Genomic DNA, 19,586 nt, shown 5'->3' with positions numbered 1-19,586 from the left:
ACTTGTTTCTCTAGATGGGGTCGCGTGTCAGGGTTTCAAGACCCGGCCGGGCAAATTTTCCCGGGCCGGATCGCCCTGAGCCCCCACAGGGCGCGATCCAACGCCGACTGGGCGCTGGGAGCGCGCAGGCCTCAGGAGGCCTTGCTGACTGCCACCATCGCCGGACGCACCAGGCGGCCATTGAGGGTGTAACCCTTCTGCATCACGTCGATGACGCTGTTCGGCTCCGCGTCCGGGGACGGCACCATGGCGACAGCCTGATGGTATTCCGGATCGAAGGGCTCGCCGTGCGGATCCAGCTGCTCGACGCCTGACTTGTTCAGGGCATCCAGCTGCATTTTCAAGGTCATCTCGATGCCCTCGACGTGGGTCTTGGCCGCTTCGTCACCCGACATGGATTCCAGCGCCTTCTCGAGGGAATCCACCACCGGCAGCATTTCCTTGACGAACTTCTCCAGCGCGAACTTGCGCGCCTTCTCGGCGTCCTGCTCGGCACGACGGCGCGCGTTCTGCGCATCGGCAGCCGCACGCAGCGCCTGGTCCTTGGCTTCCTTGACGGCCTGCTCAAGCTCTTCGACCTGGGCGGCCAGCATCTCAGCCTCCGGGTTGTCCACCAGAGTGCCTTCGGCGCCGGTATCGTCGGCATCCAGCACGTTGTCGATCACTTCACCTTCCGGCGTTTCCGGCTGCGGCTCGGCATCGCGAGCGGCACGCTGAAGCTCTTCATCCATCGGGGTCTGCGGGTCCTGAGCCATGCTGATCTCCTGCGGGGCGGCGTCTATGCGCCATTGCCCTTATTCGTGGCCTGCTGAGCGTGTCGCGAAGCATCACACGCACTGGCTGACAGACAGGCCATGAGTTGCCTTGAGAGGCAGCAAGGCCAGGCCATTGCTGCCGACTGAAAGTGTCAGTGCCTCTATATGGGGACAGCACATCGCTTCTCAAGCCTTGCCGCAGGCTTTTCTCCCCACTGAGCCCGGCATGGATTGAAGGCCACCCGAACGTGCTGTATAAAAAGCCATGCTCACTGTATAAACATACTGTATGGCGACACCGTAGCCCGCCCATCGAGTCCGGGTCCGCTGATGTTTCCCAGCACGGCGTACGTCAAAGCCCCCTCGGAGGTAGTCATGCTGCTGCAACTCGCCATCCAAGATTTTGCCATCGTCGAAACGCTGGAACTCGATTTCCGCCGCGGCATGACTGCCATCACCGGCGAGACCGGTGCCGGCAAGTCCATCCTGCTCGGCGCCCTCGGCCTGTGTCTGGGCGAGCGTGCCGATGCCGGCAGCGTGCGCCATGGCGCCGACCGCGCCGACCTCATCGCGCGTTTCGATATCAGTGAGCTTGACGACGCCCGTCAGTGGCTGGATGAACGCGAACTGGGCAGCGACGACTGCCTGCTGCGTCGCGTCATCACCGCCAGCGGCCGCTCAAAGGCCTGGATCAACGGCACGCCCTGCACCATCGCCGACCTTCGCGAGCTGGGCGAGCACCTGATCGACATCCACTCCCAGCACGCCCATCACTCCCTGCTCAAGGAAGAGACGCATCTGCGTCAGCTCGATGAATACGCGGGCCTGGAATCGCAGGCCGCCCAGCTGCGCGAGGACTTCCGCCACTGGCAGGAGGCGCATCGTCGTCTCAAGCGCATGAGCAATGATGGCGATGAGGTACGAGCGCGCCGCCAGCTGCTGCGCTACCAGGTCGAGGAGCTCGATGAACTGGCGCTGTGCGAAGGGGAACTGGAAGCCCTGGAGCAGGAGCAGGAAACGCTGGCCAATGCCGAGCAGATTCTGGCCGAGGCGCAGTCCGCCGCCGAGTGCTGTGATCACGACGAAGAAGGTGCGCTGTCTCGCCTCAACCAGGCCCTGGCGCGCCTGGCGCATCTGCCGGGCAACGAGCACGGCTCACTGGCCAGTGCGCTGGGCATGCTCGAGGAAGCGCGCATCCAGATAGAGGAAGCCGCGCGTGAGCTGCACCGCTTCGTGGAAGTCACCGAACTCGATCCCGAGCGTCTGGCTTTCGTCGATGAGCGCCTGAGCCGCATCCATCAGATCGCGCGCAAGCATCATGTGATGCCGGACGAGCTGCATGGCCTTCATCAGCGCCTGCGCGAAGAACTCGACGGCCTTGGTGGCGATGAGGAGGCCATCGAAGCCTTGCGCGAAGAAGTGGCTCAGCGTCGTGAGGCCTGGAAGGGGCTGGCGAGTGAGGTGAGCGCCAGACGCGCCACCGCCGCCCCACAGCTGGCCAGCGACATCCAGGACCAGCTGGCCTTCCTCGGCATGGGCAAGGCCACCTTCGAGGTCGCCATCGAGGCGCGGGAGCGCCCGCAGCCCGAAGGCATGGAGCGTATCCACTTCCGCATCAGCGCCAACCCGGGCCAGCCGCCACGCGCGCTGGCCAAGGTCGCCTCAGGCGGCGAGCTCTCGCGTGTATCGCTGGCGATCCAGGTCGTGGCCGCCAGTCGCTCGACCATTCCCAGCCTGGTCTTCGATGAAGTCGATGTCGGCATCTCCGGCGCTACCGCCGAGATCGTCGGTCAGCTGCTGCGTCGACTGGGCGACAAGGGCCAGGTGCTGACCGTCACTCACCTGCCGCAGGTCGCCGCACAGGCGCATCAGCACCTGCATATAGAGAAGCAGGCCGAGAAGGACACGACCCGCACGCATATGGCGCTGCTGGATGACAGCGGCCGCGTGCGCGAGCTGGCACGCATGCTGGGCGGCATTCATCTCTCCGAACAGACCCTCGCCCATGCCCGCGAGATGCTGGGCGCTGCCGACAGCCGCCACTGAGTACTGTCGTCAAAGCCGCCGTCGCCGTTCATGCGCTGTCGTCGACGTCCATTCGTCCAATGACACTCCTCAACAAGACGAACGCCAGAGCCAGGGACTCAGGAAACATGAACGCCAGATACACGAACGGCCGCCCTCAGGGGCGGCCGTTCGTGTATCTGGCCGGAGAAGGCTCTCCGACCAGGTCATCCCTGACGCAACCCGCGTCAGCTATCGCTCTTGTCACCCTTGGGGCGCACGTAGAGCACTAGCGCATGCTCGACCAGCTCATAGCCATGCTCCTCGACGATCTCGCGCTGACGGCGCTCGATCTCGGGATCACAGAACTCTATGATCTCGCCGCTGTCCAGACATACCATGTGGTCATGGTGTTCTTCCTGGGACAGTTCGAAGACAGCGTGACCGCCATCGAAGTTGTGACGCATCACCAGTCCCGCTGTTTCAAACTGGGTGAGAACACGATAAACCGTCGCCAGACCGACATCTTCGCCAGCCTCAAGCAACGCCTTGTACACGTCCTCGGCACTCAGGTGTCGATCCGTCGATTTCTCGAGGATCTGCAGGATCTTGACTCGCGGTAGGGTTACCTTGAGTCCCGCCTTGCGCAGTTCATGGTTCTGATCGGCCATGCTGGGGTACTCTTCGCAGTCGCTTGATGTATCAGGTATGATCGGCCAAGGCAAAACGATAGGGAATCTTCAGGGCAAATGCAAAACTTGATCAAAACAGTCGCCTTTTGCAGCGCCCTGTCGCTGCTCACCGGGTGCAGCTACTTAAGCGTCTACAAGCGCGACCTTCCTCAGGGCAACCTGATCAAGCCGGAAATGGTCGAGCAATTGAAGCCGGGCATGAGCCGCGAACAGGTCATCTACGTGATGGGCTCACCGCTGCTGACCGCCCCCTTCAGTGAGGATAGCTGGGACTACGTCTATCGCCTCAAGAAAGCGGATGGCGAAATCATCAACAAGCGTGTGACGTTGACCTTCGCAGGCGATTCACTCTCCAACATCGACAAGAGTGGCGACATCGACCAGGAAACCGTCATCGTGCCGGACCTGGACATCGACCCTCGCGCGGCACAGCCTAACCGTGCTGAATCCAAGGCAGGCGCAGCCGACCTGCCTGAAGAGCGCTGATCACTGTCCTCTTCACTCAGTGACAAGCCGAAAAAACAGCGGGGCACCTCTCAAGGTGCCCCGCTGTTTTTGATTCTCGCTGGCAGCTCGTCTTACTGGCCGGCGCGAGCGGCCTTGTCGGCGCGCCGTTTGCGCGCAAGCTTGGGGTCGGTGATCAAGGCACGATAGACCTCGACCCGATCCCCGGCGTCCAGCACATGCTCATCGGGCTTGCGCAGCGCCTTGCCGAAGATGCCCAGGTCCGCCTCGAGAAACACCTCGGCGGCAATCGTCGGAAAGTGCTGCTCCAGACGTGCCATGCGCACGGCCTCGCGCGCCGTGGTACCGGGGGCGACCGCCAGCGAGACGATCTTCTGCTTGTCGGGCAGCGCATAGGCCACCTCGACCGTGATTCTGTCTGTCATGTCTGCTCCTTTGCTCTCGCCACCTTCTATATACCACCTGTGCGATATATCACCTGCGCGGCGTTCCACCCTGGCCAACGGCCATGTGTCAGCGCTGGGTATAGATCTGGTCAGCGCGGCGCGTGAAGGCCTCGACCATCTGAGCGGCGACCTGGCTGAACAGCTTGCCGAACGCCATGCCCAGCAGGCGATTGCTGAACTCGAAGTCCATCTCGAGCGAGACCTTGCAGGCATCTTCGCCCAGTGGCGTGAACAGCCAGGTCCCCTGCAGACGCTTGAAGGGGCCATCGACCAGATTCAGCTCTATCCGCTCGGGGGCATACAGGTCATTGCGCGTGACGAAGCTCTGCTGCATGCCTGCCTTGGACAGGGTGAGCCTGCCCTTGAGATGGTCCTCATCACGTTCCAGCAATTCCGCGTTGCTGCAGCCGGACAGGAATTCGGGATAACGCTCGAAATCATTGACCAGATCGAACATTGCCCGGGCCGAATGCCGCACCAGGGCAGACCGGTTGACCGTAGGCATCTAGCTCTCCGCTGACTTGGATACGCAGCATGCGTATCATGAACAATGGGCCGGCGCACGAAGTGCCGTCTGGCCTTGAATGGTAACACGCCTCCCCCCATCCAGAAGGATGTGCCATATCCACACTGGATGACGGCAGGCGCACACGACAAATGAGGCAACATGGGCAAGAAAAAGAAACCCGAACAAGGCGGCAATCTGATCGCCCAGAACAAGAAGGCACGCCACGAGTACCACATCGAGGAAACCTTCGAAGCGGGTCTGGTACTGGCAGGCTGGGAAGTGAAGGCGCTGCGCGCAGGCAAGGGCCAGCTGACCGATACCTATATCGTGATCAAGAATGCCGAAGCCTGGCTGCTGGGCTGCCACATCCATCCGCTGGAAACCGCCAATACCCACGCGGTGGCGGACCCGCAGCGCACGCGCAAGCTGCTATTGCACAAGAAGCAGATTGCACGCATCTTCTCGCGCACCCAGGACAAGGGCCACACCTGTGTGCCGATCAAGCTGTACTGGAAGAATGCGATCGTGAAGTGCGAGATCGCGCTGGTGGAAGGCAAGAAGCTGCACGACAAGCGCGCCACCGAGAAGGACCGCGACTGGAACCGTCAGAAAGCCCGTATCCTGCGCGACCGCTGAGGGCAGCGTGAGGGAGCTCACGCCAGCAAGCTACTGTCAGGCCAGAAATTTTCCTGAACGCTTGAACTGGCGTAGCACAGTCCCCACCTGTTATGATGAAGACGTAGCAACGCAGCAAAGTAGTAACACTGTTATGGGGGCGTTCTGGCATTCGACGCTGGTGGCAAACCCTGAGGTGCATGCCGAGATCGTAACGTATCTCGTAAATAAAACGTTGCAAATATATAGTCGCAAACGACGACAACTACGCTCTAGCTGCATAAGCTGCTCCTGAAACCGTTGCGCCTGTTCAAGGTGGATGGAGAACGAGCCCGTATAAACAGGATCGTCTTGGCCGACGTCTCTAAGGTCGAGATTAAAACTCAGAGAATCGCATCGCTGTAGCCTGTTCATTGGCGGCAGTGGTGTTAAATCAAAAAATGAAACTAAGCATGTAGAGCCGAAGGCGGAGTGCCGGCGGACACGGGTTCGACTCCCGTCGCCTCCACCATATCCGTGACAGAAAGGCCTCCCTTCGGGGAGGCCTTTCTGTTTGTGGGCGATCAGTTCTGGCTGGGGCTTTCCTGTCAGAGGCAGACCGCTCTCTCAAGTCGCCCTATCAAGCCCCCCTCTCAAGTCACCCTCCCAGACTTTCCCAAGCCCCTCTTTCAGGCCTGCGCAAGGCCCGGCAGCGGCTACACAGGCGCCACAGCGCCCGTCATGGCCATTGCCCCGACCTCAGGTCGCGCTGCCGCTCAGGCGCTCGCTGGTGCGGCGTACGCCAATCAGCAGCGGCGTGCCGGTGTCGGGATCGGGGATCAGGCGACACTCGACCCCATAGAGCTTGCGCACCAGCTCCGGCGTCACCACCTCGGCGGGCGCGCCCTCAGCGATCACGCGGCCTGCGTGCATGGCCACGATGTGGTCGGCGTAACGGCAGGCGCTGGCCAGATCATGCACCACCATCACGATGGTCTTGCCCTCTTCATGGGCCAGACGCTGGATCAGCTCGAAGACTTCGATCTGGTGACCGAGATCCAGCGCCGAGGTCGGCTCATCCAGCAGCAGCAAGGGTGTCTGCTGCGCTAGTGCCATGGCGATCCAGGCGCGCTGACGCTGCCCACCGGACATCGAGGCCAGCTCACGGTCCGCCAGGTTTTCGATATCGGCGGCAGCCATTGCCTCGGCCACCAGACGCTGATCCTCCTCTGACCACTGACTCAGCGCACCCTGATAGGGCTGGCGACCGAAACGCACCAGCTCATGCACCGTCACCCCCTCGGGCGAATGCGTCTCCTGGGGCAGCAGCGCGATGCGCTGGGCCACTTCGCGCCGCTTGTAGGCGTGAATGTCCTTACCTTCCAGCAGCACCGCGCCTGATTCAGGCAACTGAAGGCGAGCCAGCCCTGCCAGCAGTGTTGACTTGCCACAGCCATTGGGCCCGACGATCGCCGTCACCTTGCCGTCGGGCAGCCCCAGGGTCAGCGCATCGATCACGGTGACATGGCGCTGGCGCGCGCCGTAGCCCAGCGACAGCTCGTTCGCTCGCAGGGTGTCGGTGGTAGCCGCGGCGTGGCCATCGGCCGGGGAATTCATCGCTCGCGGATCAAGCATCGTCTCAGCGCTCATGGCGCACTCTCCTGAAACATCATCGGCCGCTGTAACATCATCAGCCGCTGAAACATGTCGTGCGACGCTGAGCGACAAGGGCTGGCCCTGGGCCGCTCAGCAGAAAAATAGGGGCAACGGCTAGCGCGGGCTGCGCAGCAGTATCCACAGCAGATAAGGGCTGCCGACCACGGCCATCACGATACCGACCGGGATTTCCAGTGGCGACAGCAGGGTACGACCGGCGAGGTCTGCCAGCACCATCACCAGCGCGCCGGCCAGCGCCGAGGCCAGCAGCGGCACGCCCTTGTGACGCGACAGGTAGCGTGCGATCTCGGGGCCCACCAGCGCCACCATGCCTACCGGCCCGGCCACCGCGACGGCCGCCGCCGTCAGCACGACCGACAGCCACAGCGTGATCAGGCGAACACGCGACACCGGCTGTCCCAGCCCGATCGCCACGCGGTCGGTGAAGCGCAGCGTATTCAGCCCGCGCCCCAGCCAGAGCGCGATCGGCACGCCGATCAGCAGGGCCAGTCCCAGCCAGGTGAGCGAATCGGCGTCACGTGCATTGAGGCTGCCGACCGTCCACGGGTAGGCGTTGTTGGCGACATCGATGGAGACTCTTGCCAGCATCAGCTGCGTGCCGGCACCGAACAGCGCCCCGACCCCGATACCGGCGACCAGGAAGCGATAACCGCGCGTGCCGATGCCGCCGGAGAGCCCGAAGGCCAGCGCAGTGGCGATCACGGCACCGCTCAGCGCCATCACCGGCGGCGCCAGCGAGATGCCCATCCCTACCACGGAGGCCACCGCGAAGGCGGTCGCGCCATTGTCGATGCCGATGATGCCCGGCGTCGCCAGACGATTGCCGGCCAGGGTCTGCATCAGACAGCCCGCCAGTGAGAAGGCCGCACCCGTGGCGATACCGGCCAGCAGGCGCGGCAGACGCAGTTCCTGCACCACGAAGACGGTAGCGAACTCGCCGTGCCCGAAGGCCGCCTTGAAGGCATCCCACGGCCCAAGGCCGGCACTGCCCAGCATCAGCGAGGCAACACTGGCCATCAGCAGCGCCAACAGCAGCATTCCGGCCGCCAGCAACGGCGCACGCAACAGCAGCAGGGACAGCCTGCCATGGCGCCACCAGAGCGTGCCGGTGGGGGCCGAGCGGAGGGAGTCAAGCGGTGAAGGTCTAGACATCATCGATTCCAAACAAGGCCCTGCCAGGGCAACACCTGACAGGGCCGGTCGATTCAAGCAATGAGGCGATGGTGCCGGCATGCGCGCCAGCCTGGCCTCCATCATCGTTCACGCCGCAAGCGCCAGAGGCACCCGTCGCTACAGGGTGGGTAGACGACGGGCACGCACCACGGCGATCAGCACGGGGGCGCCCATCAGGGTCGTCAGTACCCCCAGCGGCAGTTCCGAAGGCGGCACGACCAGTCGCGAGACCACATCGGCGCTCAGCAGCATGGTCACGCCCAGCGGCAGGCACAGCCACAGCGTACGCCGGACATCGGCGCCGCACAGCGCACGCGCCACATAGGGCACGGCGAGGCCGACGAAGGCTACCGGCCCGGCCAGTGCCGTCGCGGCACCGACCAGCAGCGCCACCACCAGGATCGCGACCTTGCGCACGCGCTTGGGATGATGGCCCAGGCCACTGGCGACCTGCTCACCCAGCACCATAGCGGAGAGCGGCCGCGCCAGCCACAGCGTCAACAGCAGCGCGATCAGGATACTGGGCAGGCTGCTGTAAAGCGCCTCCAGCGAGCGTCCGGCCAGACTGCCGATCACCCAGAAGCGGATCTCATCGGCCGCGCGCTGATCGATCAGCAAGGCCAGAGACGTCAGCGCCACCAGCAGGCTCGACAACGCCGCGCCGGCCAGCACCAGTCGTACCGGGTCCTGACGTGCGCCGCTCATTCTCACGGTGCTCATCACGAACAGACACCCCATCAGCGCACCACTCTGCGCCACCATCACGTGCATGCCGGCCGCTTCCATCCCCAGCAGCAACGCCACGGCCACGGCAAAGGAGGCCCCGGCACTCACGCCCAGCAAGCCCGGCTCCGCCAGCGGGTTGCGTGCTACCACCTGCATCAGGGCGCCGCCACAGGCGAGCATCATGCCGACCACCATGCCGATCAGGGTACGCGGCGCGCGCAGTTCGAGCACCACGAAGCGCGCCTGATCACTGCCCTGTCCGGCCAGCACCTGCAGCGCCTGCCAGGGGCCGATATCGCCAGCCCCCCACAGCAGGCTGGCCAGACAGGTCAGCAGGGCACTCAGGCAGGCCAGCGGCATCACCTGACGCAACGCAAGACGCCCGGAGACCTTGTGGGTCATCCGGGCGGCATGTGCGCGTGGCCTACGGGCCTGTGGAGAGGTCTCTTCAGCCTGCATACCCCCTCCCGCGTCGCGATTGCGGGTGGTCCCCTGCCTGCGCAGGGGTCAAACGTCGTGCACCGACATGACTGCGACTAGCCATCATCGCGCGCCCGGTCGATATCCTTCAGCAACGCTTCCGCGGCCAACGGGCCGCTGGCGCTGGTCCACAGCTGGCCATTCACGCCGACCAGGCTGTCGCGGTCCGCTGTCTCGAGGCGCTGGAAGGCCGGTTGTGCCGCCAGGGCGTCGACCGCGGCATCAGAGGAGTCGTCCAGGGTGGCGAGGAAGATGGTCTGCGCATCGATGCGTGCCATGTTCTCGTCACTGAGCGGATCGGAATGCGGACGACCCGGCTTGACCAGATCACCGCCGACCAGCTCATAGCCGCTGGCCGCCATCAGGCCGGTCGCGAACAGCTGATCGGACATCGCCATCAGGCCACCCGGCATGCGACGCACCAGACTGGCGGTTTCCGGGGTGGTCATCTCGGCCTTCAGACGCGCGGTGTGCGCGTCGATGGCGGCCAGACGTGTCTCGAGTTCCGCTTCGGCCGTCTCGCCCAGCGCCTCGGCATAGACGCGACTCTGCTCCTTCCAGCCCTGCTGGCTCAGCGCCGAAGCGCTCGGCACGATGGTCGGCGCCAGACGCGACATCAGCTGGTACTGGGTCTTGTCGAGGCCCGGCGGTGCCAGGATCAGGTCCGGCTTGAGCGCCACGATCGCCTCGAGATTGAATTCACGCGGCGTGCCGACGATCTTGATGTCCGGCACCTGCGGCTGGATATAGCTCGCCACGCCATCACCGCCGCGCGTGGTCACGGCGCCCAGCGGCGTCACCTGACTGGCGACGGCCACATCCAGCGCGCCTTCGTACAGGGTGACGACACGCTGCGGCGCGCCCACGATATCCAGCTCACCGTAGGCCGTCTCGACACTGCGTGCCTCGGCAGACAGGGAAGCCCCCATCAGCGCTACCGCCAAGGTCGCCATCAGGCCCTGTTTGAACCATGCAGGCCGGGTCATGCCACGAGCAGTAAAAGCAGTCGACGAGACGGTCATGCAGTACTCCGAAATGAAGGAAATGATCTCGCACTCAAGCGAAGGCAGGCGCGATCCTGCGCAGGACGATACCGCAAGGCCCTCTGTGCGCATGACGATCACACCTGAACAACGAATAATAATCAATCGCAAAAATACCGGCTCGCCCTGCGACTCACCACACCAGTTCATGCAACGCGACATTGCAACATCCTGCATGGCAGCAGGTCACGCCTCTCCTCCGAGGAGTGCCTGAAGACCTTGAAGGATGGCGGCGCCTGCCGCAGGCTGTGCGCAAGAATGTCTCTGGCGGAGTCCCCACAGGGGTTGGGATAGCACCAAGTGCCCCGATAACTGAGGGGTGGACTCTCGCTCGGCGTGCGCGCAGGACGTGCGAAACGCCCCTTCAACATCTATCTGACAGATCCTCGCGTTATCGATGGGATGCTTGCGAGCCTCTGATGCACCTCCGGAGCCTGCTCTCACTCTTGCCCCGATGCCTCACACACTCACCGACATGGAGAAGCCATCTGTGGCGATTCCGACACCCCCGCACTCCCCTCCCGCCCTTGCTGCCTCGCGCCAACCGGACTCATGGCGACCTGCCTGGCTGATGTACGGCCTGATGATGCTGTTGATGGTGCTGAGCCTCGGATTCAGCAGCCTGTCCCTTGCCGCCCCATCCGAAGACGGCAGCGGCGATGGCGCGACATCCTCCTATGAGAGCCTGGCCACGCTGCTGGAAGACCCCAGTCAGCGCGAGGCATTGATCGAAGGCCTGCGCCAGCTGGACAGCCAGGCAAGCGAGAAGGCCGTCGAGGTCGCGGGTGAAGACGTCACCCTGAGCGAGGATTCGCCATCGCTGTCCCGCCAGCTTGCCGAGGTCAGCCAGGATCTGGTCGCGGACCTTTCCACCACGCTGGACAGGGTGCTGGGCACGCTCAACGGCATCGGCAACGAGGATGCCAGCAAGATTGACTGGGAGCACTTCACGTCCGAAGCCGTCAGTCTGGGACTGGTGGTCATCTCGACCATCGGCCTGTTCCTGATCCTGCGCCGCCTGGCTCGCCCGCTGTTCGGCCGCGTCAGCCAATGGTCACTGGACGGCCAGCATCGCAGTCCGCTGCTGCGTACCATGATGGCGGTGATCATCGCGGCGGTCGTCGACGTTGCCGTGATCGGTCTCGCCTTCCTCGGCGGCTATCTTCTGGCCATCTTCGCCTACGGTGAACAGGGCGTGATCGGCCAGCGCGAATCGATGTTCCTCAATGCCTATCTGGTGATCGAGCTGTTCAAGGCCTTGATGCGCATGCTGTTCTCTTCAGGCTTCAAGGGCCTGCGCCTGTTCCCGATGCGCGATGAGGTCGCCCGTTACTGGAATCGCTCGCTGGCCATGCTGGCCGGCTTCATCGGCTATGGCATTCTCGTCGTGGTGCCGATGGTCAACAACAATCTGGCACCGGCGGTGGGCAGCTTCGTCGGTCTGCTCATCATGGGCGTCTCCCTTGTCTGGGCCATCGTCGTCATCACGCGCAATCGCATCATCCTGCGTGACCGTCTGCTGAATCAGGCCAAGGAAACCCGCAACAGCCTGGTCGCGATAGCGCTGCGCATCCTGGCCAGCACCTGGCACCTCTTCGCACTGGCCTACTTCATCACGCTGTTCGTGATCTCGCAGACCACGCCGGAAACCGCGCTGCCCTTCATGATGGGAGCGACCCTCAAGACCCTGTGCGCCATCGGTGGCGGCTATCTGCTGTCCCAGGTGCTCACCCAGCTGATCGGCAAGCGCATCCAGGTCTCCGACAAGCTGCGTGGTCAGCTGCCGCTGCTCGAGAAGCGCCTCAACTCCTACATCCCGACGGCGTTGCGCATCATGCGTGCCATCATCCTGATCGTGGTGGTCGGCATGGTGCTGAATGCCTGGCACATCGTGGCGCTGGGCGAGTGGCTGGCGACGGATGCCGGCGCCCTGTTGCTGTCACGCATCTTCCATGTACTGTTCATCCTTGTCTTCGCTATCGCCCTCTGGGTCGGCATCGCCAGCCTGATCGAGCACAAGCTCAATCCGGACACCGGCAAGGGCAAGCCGTCCTCGCGGGTGGAGACCCTGCTGGCGCTGTTCCGCAATGCCATCGCCATCGCGATGATCGTCTTCACCGCGATGATCGTGCTGTCCGAGATCGGCATCGACATCGCGCCGCTGCTGGCCGGTGCCGGGGTACTGGGTCTGGCGATCGGCTTCGGCGCCCAGAAGATGGTGCAGGACATCATCACCGGGGTCTTCATCCAGCTCGAGAATGCCATCAATACCGGTGACGTGGTCACCGCCGGTGGCGTGACCGGCACCGCGGAACGCCTGACCATCCGCTCGGTGGGCATCCGCGACCTGTCCGGCACCTTCCATATCGTGCCGTTCTCGTCGGTGGATACCGTCTCCAACTACATGCGTGACTTCGCCTACCATGTCGGCGAATACGGCATCTCCTATCGCGAGAATGTCGACCACGCCATCGTGCACCTGCGTGCGGCCTTCGATGAGCTAGAGGCAAGCAGCTATGGTCCGGAGATCCTCGAGCCGGTCACCATCGCGGGTGTCTCGGCCCTCGCCGACAGCTCGGTCAACATCCGCGTGATGATCAAGACCAGCCCGGGCAACCAGTGGGCCATCGGCCGCGAGTACAACAAGCTCGTGAAGCAGCACTTCGATGCCGCTGGCATCGAGATCCCGTTCCCGCACATGACCATGTACTTCGGTCAGGACAAGGACGGTGGTGCGCCGCCGGCCAACGTGCGCACCATGCAGGCGCCATTCGTGATCGATGGCTCGGCCGCCGGCCAGCCCAAGCCCCCCGAGCAGCGCGAGGCAGCCGCCAAGGTTGCCAAGCGTCGCGAGGAGAATCCGCTGACGCGTCATGCCACCGAAGACGGCGAAGTCGTGGATGCCGAGGAACAGCGCATCCGTCAGACCACCCAACCGGATGCCGACGGCGACTGATCAAGCATAAGCGGTATTCCGACACGGCTGCCTGTGAAGGCAGCCGTCCTGAAACGAAAACGCCCCCGAGCCAGTGGCTCGGGGGCGTTTTCATGTGCGGACATAAAACGCTGCCTCACACCTCATGCGCGAGGCTGGCTCAGGAGCCGGTGCCCCACATGCTGGACAGCGAGCTCAGCAGCGTCGAGCTGACGCCTTCGCCGCCCATGTAGCTGAGCAGCACCGGCGCGAACTGGGAGACCATGCTGCTATCCATGCCCAGCGCGGAGAAGGCGCTGTCCAGAGACGCGCTGTCATCGACATTGCCGACGGTGCTGGCCAATGCCGTGGCATTGTCGTTGCCGCTCAGGCTCGCCAGGCTGGAGAGCGTGGACAGCGAGCTGCTGCTGGTCAAGCTGGACAGCTGCGGCACCTCAGTGGACAGCTCGGAGGTCGCGCTGGTACCAAGCTGGGACTGGGCCAGAGCCAGCATGGCAGCAGAGCCACCCAGCGCCTGAGTGGAGGACACACCCAGCTGGGAGGTCAGGCTGGACATCAGGTCGGCCGCCGGCAGGGATTGGCCGGTCTGGCTGCTCAGCATGCTGCTGGCGAGGCTCATCATGGAGCTCGAGGAGCTGGAAGAGCTGGCGGTGTTGCTGGAAGAGCTGTTACCGGTAGCGGCACAACCGGCCAGTGACACGGCCAGTACAGAGGCGCCCATCAGGGCCAGGGACTTATGCAACATGCAGACTCCATCATCGCTTGGGGAAACGGACCGGACCCGGCCCGTAGATGCGCCACGTGCATGGGCGCATCCGACACGCAGAATCATCGCACGGCGGAATCGCTTCCAGCCAGCGCCACACGTTCACGCTCTGGCCGTGCAGGCCCGGACACATCGTTGCCGGATCAGCAACGAGAAATCCGGCACCGACTATGCCCACGCGAACATGCACCCGCCGACACCTCACGGCGACGCGCTGACAGGACGAAAGCCTGGGCGAGAATGCCCACAGCGCCCATCATGCGGGCAAAAAGAAGGGCATCCCGTCACACAGCGTGTGAACGTGGATACCCCGGAGAGAAACCTGCATCACCGGCCGACAGCGCGGCCGGTGCAATTGGGCAATAGCTTTCATCAAACAAGGAAACATCGTGCAAGCCGCCGAGTGTCTTGGCCGCCAGCCTGCATGACGCCTGTCATGTCTTGGTTGGCACCAGGCGGCCGCTCTTCAGACGTTGTCCTTGCTCGGCTGCGGCAGGGCCGGCAGTGAGCGATCCAGCAGCTCGACGCTCTGACGGTAGTAGAGCTGACTCTTGTTGTGCTCGCCCAGGTTGGCGAACAGACGCGCGAGTTCAGCACACACCGTACCGCTCGGACGCTGGCGCTGGCTAGCCTCGAAGTACTCCTGAGCCTTGCCCCAGCTGGCGTTGCGCAGGGCCAGTCGGCCCAGCGACAGCAGCAGATCCGGATCATTCGGACGCTCCTGCAGCCACTTCTCGGCATACACCAGCTGACGCGGTGCATCCACGTCCAGCAGGCCGTAACGCAGCACCAGACGCGAATCCCAGCACTCCTTGAGGGAGTGACGCAGCAGACGCTCGGCCAGACCTTCCTGACCACCGGCGATCAGCGCCTCGGCGTAGAGCGCGACCAGATTCACGTCGGTGCGCAGGTGGTCCGGCATGTCGGCCCACAGGTTGCGCACGCGCTCGATGTCCTCCGGATTGCGCGCGGCCTGCTGGATCAGCGCCACATAGGCACGCTGTTCCAGCTCCTTCTTCTCCTCGGGGGAGATGAGGTCCTGCTTGTCGAGACGCGGCATCAGGCGACGCAGACCATCCCAGTCATTGACCGCCAGATAGGCCTGCTTGAGCAGCTTGAGCACCTGCGGGTGCTCGCCCAGCTGCTTGTCGAGACGCGTAAGGGTCGCCAGCGCCTGTTCATGCTGCTGGCGGTCCAGCATCAGCTGTGCCTGCACCAGACCCACGGCACTCTCGGAGCCCTGGGTGGACTCATGCGCCCGCTTGAGCAGTGTATCCGCCTGCTCGAAACGTCCCTGATAGTGCGCGGCCAGGGCAGCGGAGAGGTAGTTGACCAGCGGCGTACTGGAATCTTCCGCCGAGTGGGTCAGTGACTTCTCGGCCCGCTTCCAGCGGCCTTCGGCCAGCGCCACCAGCCCCCGTACGGTCTTGCGCGTGGCATTGCGGTGACGGGTACGGCTGTTCCACACCTTGAGACGGGAGAACGGATGCGCGAAGCGCGACAGCAGGCGCAGACCGAAGTGCAGCACCACGAAGCCCGCGAACAGCAGGATCAAGCCGAACCAGAAGGAGGTCTGGACCGAGGTATCGCCGACGCGAATCAGCCAGTAGCCCGGGAAGGCCTGCATCAGTTGCCCGAACAGTGCACCGATGGCCAGCCCGATGATGATCAGCAGTATCAGGACTCTCATGCGTTGCCACCCCCTTGCTGGGCGCGACGCTCAATCAGCTCACGCAGCTTGCTCAGAGAGGCGGAGATGTCAGGCAGCTCCGGACGGATGGTCTTGCTCTTGAGCTCTTCCAGCTTGGCGACGGCATTCTGCACGCCATCGGTCTTGGTGTCGTAGTAGCCATCGACCAGCGTGATGGCCTTGTCGATGGCGGCCTGATAGAGCTGCGGCTCTTCCTTGAGCAGCGCCAGCTGCGCCTGCTCCAGCACCAGACGCACGTTCTGACGCAGGTAGGATTCCTGCTCCGGCGTGATCAGGGCTTCCAGTGCCTCGTCATGACGACGCACCGTGACCAGGTCCTTCAGTTCGTTGCCGAAGCGGGCCAGCTGCTGCTGCCAACCGCCTGTCGGCGCTGCGTCATTCTCGACCTTGGCGGCGATCTCGGCCACGTCCTGCTTGAGCGGCAGACGCGCCAGCTGTTCCTGCTCGGCGAGCAGCGCCAGATAGATACCACTGCGATCAACGCGCGGCACGCTGTCCAGGCTGGCCAGTTCGGACTGGATGGCCTTGCGCACCGGCAGCAGCGCCGGATTGTTGGCCGCCGCGATGCGCGCATCGGCGTTCTCGAGCAGCGCATCGGCACCGTTCACGTCACGCTCCAGCTGCAAACGCTGGTTGGCGAGGCGCAGCAGGTACTCGGCTTCCGCATAGTGCCAGTCACGCGCGTCGGTCTGCTGGGACTTGCTGAGCTCCTCGAGCACCTTGTTGAGAGCCTGCTCGGTGTCCTGGCTTTCGCTGGACAGACGCTTGTCGAGCTCGCTGACGCGGGATTCGTTCTTCTCGAGCGTGCTCGACAGCCCCTCGACCTTGCTGGAGACCTGGCCGACCTGCTGGGTCACGCTCTCGCTGACCTGCTTGTCGAGGCCCTGGGCATCCGGCAGCGCATTCAGACGCTGCCAGCCGAACCACGCCAGCACCGCGACCACGATGGCCAGCAGGATGACGAGAACCAGCGCGATGCTGCCGGCCTTGCTCTTCTTGCCCTGCGGCTCGCCGGGCGCCGCCGCGCCGGGCGCCGCCGTGCCACCCAGGCCTGCACCACCGGCGCTGGCCGTCTTGCCAGCCGGTGTGGAGGGCTTGCCGGGAGACGCCTTGCTGGAAGAGGCCTTGCTGGAAGAGGCCTTGCCAGCACTCGGCTTGGCGGCAGACGCCTCCTTGGCGGGTTCGCTACGCTCCGGAAGCGGCGATTTTGCGCCGGAAGGCGTCGGTGCGTTGTCGTCTGAAGTCTGGCTCACGGGCGTGGACTCACTGGCAGTGGAGGATGAGGTTGAAGAGGAGGAGCTGCCCTGTCCCTTGCCACGCCCACGACGATTGCGCCCACCTCGCGAGCGACGCTCGCGCGGGGCATCAGCCGTGTCGGATGACGAGGAAGAGGACGAACGGGAGGCCTCGGCGCCAGGGCGGCCAGAGGCAGTGTCATCGGCGGAAACGCCGGAAGCGGAAGAAGCATCTGATGCGCGAGCGGCAGCATCCTTGTCGCCCGACTTGCCGGGCGTCATGCCGGCAGAGCCGTTATCTTCCTGATCGTGTTCTCGGTTGCTCATCTACGCTTGCCCTTTTCCGGATTCTTGGGAATCGATGGCCTCACGCGGACCAGGCGCAGTGGCGCCGGTCACTGCATGGCGAGTCTTGCTGATGGGGGCGCAGGCGCGAAGTACTGCCTGCGTCAGGGCCCCGGGTGAAGCGTCCTCGGCGACCGTCACGCGCTCGAAACCATGAGCGTGTGCCAGTGTAGCCAAACGGTGGCTCGACACGATTAGCGGTTGGTGCAAGGCCTGCGGCGTCACCGACGCCATCACCGTCTCGAGCAGTTCATTGCTGGTCACCACCATTGCATCATACGCGCCCGCCGCCAGACGGCCAGCCTGTTGCGGCGACAAAGCCAACGGAAGGCGTCGATAAAGTGCCAGACGCGTGACCTGAGCGCCCCGTGCCACCAGCGTCTCTTCCAGCAGCGGACGCCCGCCTTCACCGGCCACCAGCAACCAGCGCTGCCCCGCAAGCGTCCTGAGCGACGGCAGCGACAGCAAGGCTTCGCTGGTGGTACCGACCGGCGCATCGCGCTCGGCATGCTCACCGCGCGTGGCGCGCGGCGGAACACGCACCGGCACGCCCAGCCGCGAATGCAGCACTTCGGCCGTGGCCGCACCGACGGCATAGAAGCTGATGCCTTCGGGCAGCTGCGGCCACCACTCCTCCAGCCAATCGGCCAGATAACCGGCGGCCTGGGGCGAGATCACGATCACGCCGCGATACAGATCGACATCGATGATCGCCTGGCGCGCGGCGGGTTCCAGTGGCAAGGCCTCGAGCGCCATCAGCTTGAGGCACTCCACCTCGCAGCCGGCCTCGCTCAGCATCGCATCGAGAACCGCTCCGCGCGAGCCCGGCCGCGTCGTCAACACCTCAAGACGCGACGCCTTCGCCATCGCTGGCACCTCAGCCACGAGCGTCGCCGTAGACCGCCGCCAGAATCTCGCCGGCGCCCTGGGAGAGCAGGTCTTCGGCGACGGCGACGCCCAGCGCTTCAGGCGCGTCGGACGGACCACGCGCTTCAGCGCGCAGGATGACCGTTCCGTCGGGGTTGCCGACCAGCGCACGCAGCCACAGCTGACTGCCACCTTCCTCGAGCACGGCATAGCCGCCGATCGGCACCTGACAGCCACCTTCCAGATGCGTGTTCATGGCGCGCTCGGCCAGCACGCAACGGCTGGAGCCTTCATGGGCCAGCGGCTCGAGCAGCGCAAGAATCTCCTCGTCCTGCAGGTTGCACTCGATGCCGAGCGCGCCCTGACCACAGGCCGGCAGGCAGGTCTCGGCGTCCATCTCGGCGGTGATGCGCGCCTCCAGCTCGAGGCGCTGCAGGCCGGAAGTGGCCAGGATGATGGCGTCGAACTCGCCGGCATCCAGCTTGCCGAGACGCGTCTGGACATTGCCGCGCAGGCTCAATACTTCCAGGTCCGGGCGTGCCGCCTTGGCCTGCAGACCACGACGCAGGCTGGAGGTGCCCAGGCGCGCGCCCTGCGGCAGGGCATCGAAGTTGGCACAGGTGTTGGACACGAAGGCGTCGGTCGGGGCGTGACGCTCGAGAATCACCGCCAGTCCCAGCGACTCCGGGAAGTGCATCGGCACGTCCTTCATGGAGTGCACGGCGATATCGGCGCGACCGTCGAGCATCGCCTCTTCCAGCTCCTTCACGAACAGCCCCTTGCCGCCGATCTTGGCCAGCGGGGTATCGAGAATCTTGTCACCACGCGTCGACATCGGCACCAGCTCGACGCTCAAGCCAGGATGCAGGGCCTCGAGTCGCGCCTTGACGTGTTCGGCCTGCCACAGGGCGAGCAGGCTCTTGCGGGTCGCGATACGCAGAATCTCACGGCGGGGCACGGCGTTCTCCTTGCTGGCGCGAAATCCACGCCATCTGATGCGAAGTGGTTGAGCGAACCTGACTGACGGACAGCGACGCCCTCTGATGACACTTATCATAAAGCCAGTCACCTCAGGGGGAAAATCCGTGGCACGCTTTCCTGCGATCCGCCGGACTGGCCGCGGCCCCTCGCCCACGCGCAGGAGTCTGGTACACTCCAAGGTCA

Annotated in this window: 17 protein-coding genes and 1 other RNA gene; 5 read left to right on the top strand and 13 right to left on the bottom strand. The window is 64.3% G+C overall.

The features are described from left to right. Positions 1 to 131 precede the first annotated feature (131 nt). A complete protein-coding gene (gene grpE, locus FLM52_00760) occupies positions 132 to 755 on the bottom strand; it encodes a nucleotide exchange factor GrpE (GenBank protein NVN54352.1) in 624 nt (207 codons plus the stop codon). 375 nt (positions 756 to 1,130) lie between these two features. Between grpE and recN the strand changes: the two genes are divergently transcribed. Beyond that, positions 1,131 to 2,801 (top strand): DNA repair protein RecN, encoded by a 1,671-nt coding sequence (gene recN, locus FLM52_00755; GenBank protein NVN54351.1) that lies wholly within the window; start codon positions 1,131 to 1,133, stop codon positions 2,799 to 2,801. Positions 2,802 to 3,007: 206 nt separating this feature from the next. Here recN and fur read toward each other — a convergent pair whose 3' ends face one another. Continuing rightward, the gene (gene fur, locus FLM52_00750) at positions 3,008 to 3,430 is read right to left on the bottom strand and encodes a ferric iron uptake transcriptional regulator (GenBank protein ID NVN54350.1); all 423 of its coding nucleotides are present in this window, start codon (positions 3,428 to 3,430) and stop codon (positions 3,008 to 3,010) included. A 78-nt stretch (positions 3,431 to 3,508) separates the two neighbouring features. Between fur and FLM52_00745 the strand changes: the two genes are divergently transcribed. Further along, a complete protein-coding gene (locus FLM52_00745; protein ID NVN54349.1) occupies positions 3,509 to 3,937 on the top strand; it encodes an outer membrane protein assembly factor BamE in 429 nt (142 codons plus the stop codon). 92 nt (positions 3,938 to 4,029) lie between these two features. Here the strand turns inward: FLM52_00745 and FLM52_00740 are convergent, their stop codons facing one another. Beyond that, complete coding sequence (locus FLM52_00740; GenBank protein NVN54348.1) at positions 4,030 to 4,341, bottom strand: RnfH family protein; 312 nt, start codon at positions 4,339 to 4,341, stop codon at positions 4,030 to 4,032. Between the two features lie 88 nt (positions 4,342 to 4,429). Then, positions 4,430 to 4,867 carry a type II toxin-antitoxin system RatA family toxin gene (locus FLM52_00735; protein NVN54347.1) on the bottom strand — a complete coding sequence of 146 codons (438 nt, stop codon included), beginning with the start codon at positions 4,865 to 4,867 and terminating at the stop codon, positions 4,430 to 4,432. A 162-nt stretch (positions 4,868 to 5,029) separates the two neighbouring features. Here FLM52_00735 and smpB point away from each other — a divergent pair, with 162 nt between their 5' ends. Next, on the top strand, positions 5,030 to 5,506 hold the full coding sequence (gene smpB / locus FLM52_00730) for an SsrA-binding protein SmpB (protein ID NVN54346.1): 477 nt from the start codon (positions 5,030 to 5,032) through the stop codon (positions 5,504 to 5,506). A gap of 135 nt (positions 5,507 to 5,641) precedes the next feature. Further along, positions 5,642 to 5,996: a transfer-messenger RNA gene (gene ssrA / locus FLM52_00725) on the top strand. A gap of 227 nt (positions 5,997 to 6,223) precedes the next feature. Here the strand turns inward: ssrA and FLM52_00720 are convergent. From FLM52_00720 to FLM52_00705, 4 genes are all read right to left on the bottom strand, one after another. After that, positions 6,224 to 7,081 carry an ABC transporter ATP-binding protein gene (locus FLM52_00720; GenBank protein NVN54345.1) on the bottom strand — a complete coding sequence of 286 codons (858 nt, stop codon included), beginning with the start codon at positions 7,079 to 7,081 and terminating at the stop codon, positions 6,224 to 6,226. Between the two features lie 153 nt (positions 7,082 to 7,234). After that, positions 7,235 to 8,293, bottom strand: coding sequence for an iron ABC transporter permease (locus FLM52_00715; GenBank protein ID NVN54344.1), 1,059 nt, complete (start codon positions 8,291 to 8,293; stop codon positions 7,235 to 7,237). Between the two features lie 138 nt (positions 8,294 to 8,431). Continuing rightward, the gene (locus tag FLM52_00710; protein NVN54343.1) at positions 8,432 to 9,442 is read right to left on the bottom strand and encodes an iron ABC transporter permease; all 1,011 of its coding nucleotides are present in this window, start codon (positions 9,440 to 9,442) and stop codon (positions 8,432 to 8,434) included. Between the two features lie 134 nt (positions 9,443 to 9,576). Beyond that, positions 9,577 to 10,506 carry an ABC transporter substrate-binding protein gene (locus FLM52_00705; protein NVN54342.1) on the bottom strand — a complete coding sequence of 310 codons (930 nt, stop codon included), beginning with the start codon at positions 10,504 to 10,506 and terminating at the stop codon, positions 9,577 to 9,579. 454 nt (positions 10,507 to 10,960) lie between these two features. Between FLM52_00705 and ybiO the strand changes: the two genes are divergently transcribed. Continuing rightward, on the top strand, positions 10,961 to 13,519 hold the full coding sequence (gene ybiO / locus FLM52_00700; GenBank protein ID NVN54341.1) for a mechanosensitive channel protein: 2,559 nt from the start codon (positions 10,961 to 10,963) through the stop codon (positions 13,517 to 13,519). A gap of 139 nt (positions 13,520 to 13,658) precedes the next feature. On the opposite strand, the gene FLM52_00695 is transcribed toward ybiO, so the two are convergent. The 5 genes from FLM52_00695 to hemC form a co-directional block, all read right to left on the bottom strand. Then, the gene (locus FLM52_00695) at positions 13,659 to 14,330 is read right to left on the bottom strand and encodes a DUF2780 domain-containing protein (GenBank protein ID NVN54340.1); all 672 of its coding nucleotides are present in this window, start codon (positions 14,328 to 14,330) and stop codon (positions 13,659 to 13,661) included. Positions 14,331 to 14,730: 400 nt separating this feature from the next. Next, positions 14,731 to 15,954: a heme biosynthesis protein HemY gene (locus tag FLM52_00690; protein NVN54339.1), complete on the bottom strand. Its 1,224-nt coding sequence runs from the start codon at positions 15,952 to 15,954 to the stop codon at positions 14,731 to 14,733. Continuing rightward, entirely contained in the window at positions 15,951 to 17,492 is a 1,542-nt protein-coding gene (locus FLM52_00685) for a hypothetical protein (GenBank protein NVN54338.1), read from the bottom strand. Before FLM52_00685 ends, FLM52_00690 begins: the two co-directional genes overlap by 4 nt. A gap of 45 nt (positions 17,493 to 17,537) precedes the next feature. Continuing rightward, entirely contained in the window at positions 17,538 to 18,422 is an 885-nt protein-coding gene (locus tag FLM52_00680) for a uroporphyrinogen-III synthase (GenBank protein ID NVN54337.1), read from the bottom strand. A 10-nt stretch (positions 18,423 to 18,432) separates the two neighbouring features. Continuing rightward, positions 18,433 to 19,479 carry a hydroxymethylbilane synthase gene (gene hemC / locus FLM52_00675; protein NVN54336.1) on the bottom strand — a complete coding sequence of 349 codons (1,047 nt, stop codon included), beginning with the start codon at positions 19,477 to 19,479 and terminating at the stop codon, positions 18,433 to 18,435. Positions 19,480 to 19,586 lie beyond the last annotated feature (107 nt).

Source organism: bacterium Scap17 (genome assembly GCA_013376735.1).
GTDB lineage: Bacteria > Pseudomonadota > Gammaproteobacteria > Pseudomonadales > Halomonadaceae > Cobetia.
The sequence above is the reverse complement of the archived record's forward strand: the minus strand, read 5'-3'. Positions and strand labels throughout refer to the sequence as shown.

What these genes read in the sequence shown, in the direction of transcription:
- FLM52_00740 (NVN54348.1), bottom strand. Translation starts at nt 4,341, where the DNA reads ATGACAGACAGAATCACGGTCGAGGTGGCCTATGCGCTGCCCGACAAG.
- ybiO (NVN54341.1), top strand. Translation starts at nt 10,961, where the DNA reads ATGGGATGCTTGCGAGCCTCTGATGCACCTCCGGAGCCTGCTCTCACT.
- recN (NVN54351.1), top strand. Translation starts at nt 1,131, where the DNA reads ATGCTGCTGCAACTCGCCATCCAAGATTTTGCCATCGTCGAAACGCTG.
- FLM52_00705 (NVN54342.1), bottom strand. Translation starts at nt 10,506, where the DNA reads ATGACCCGGCCTGCATGGTTCAAACAGGGCCTGATGGCGACCTTGGCG.
- hemC (NVN54336.1), bottom strand. Translation starts at nt 19,479, where the DNA reads ATGATAAGTGTCATCAGAGGGCGTCGCTGTCCGTCAGTCAGGTTCGCT.
- FLM52_00685 (NVN54338.1), bottom strand. Translation starts at nt 17,492, where the DNA reads ATGACGCCCGGCAAGTCGGGCGACAAGGATGCTGCCGCTCGCGCATCA.
- FLM52_00715 (NVN54344.1), bottom strand. Translation starts at nt 8,293, where the DNA reads ATGTCTAGACCTTCACCGCTTGACTCCCTCCGCTCGGCCCCCACCGGC.
- FLM52_00690 (NVN54339.1), bottom strand. Translation starts at nt 15,954, where the DNA reads ATGAGAGTCCTGATACTGCTGATCATCATCGGGCTGGCCATCGGTGCA.
- FLM52_00695 (NVN54340.1), bottom strand. Translation starts at nt 14,330, where the DNA reads ATGATTCTGCGTGTCGGATGCGCCCATGCACGTGGCGCATCTACGGGC.
- FLM52_00710 (NVN54343.1), bottom strand. Translation starts at nt 9,442, where the DNA reads ATGACCCACAAGGTCTCCGGGCGTCTTGCGTTGCGTCAGGTGATGCCG.
- FLM52_00735 (NVN54347.1), bottom strand. Translation starts at nt 4,867, where the DNA reads ATGCCTACGGTCAACCGGTCTGCCCTGGTGCGGCATTCGGCCCGGGCA.
- FLM52_00745 (NVN54349.1), top strand. Translation starts at nt 3,509, where the DNA reads ATGCAAAACTTGATCAAAACAGTCGCCTTTTGCAGCGCCCTGTCGCTG.
- smpB (NVN54346.1), top strand. Translation starts at nt 5,030, where the DNA reads ATGGGCAAGAAAAAGAAACCCGAACAAGGCGGCAATCTGATCGCCCAG.
- FLM52_00720 (NVN54345.1), bottom strand. Translation starts at nt 7,081, where the DNA reads ATGAATTCCCCGGCCGATGGCCACGCCGCGGCTACCACCGACACCCTG.
- fur (NVN54350.1), bottom strand. Translation starts at nt 3,430, where the DNA reads ATGGCCGATCAGAACCATGAACTGCGCAAGGCGGGACTCAAGGTAACC.
- grpE (NVN54352.1), bottom strand. Translation starts at nt 755, where the DNA reads ATGGCTCAGGACCCGCAGACCCCGATGGATGAAGAGCTTCAGCGTGCC.
- FLM52_00680 (NVN54337.1), bottom strand. Translation starts at nt 18,422, where the DNA reads ATGGCGAAGGCGTCGCGTCTTGAGGTGTTGACGACGCGGCCGGGCTCG.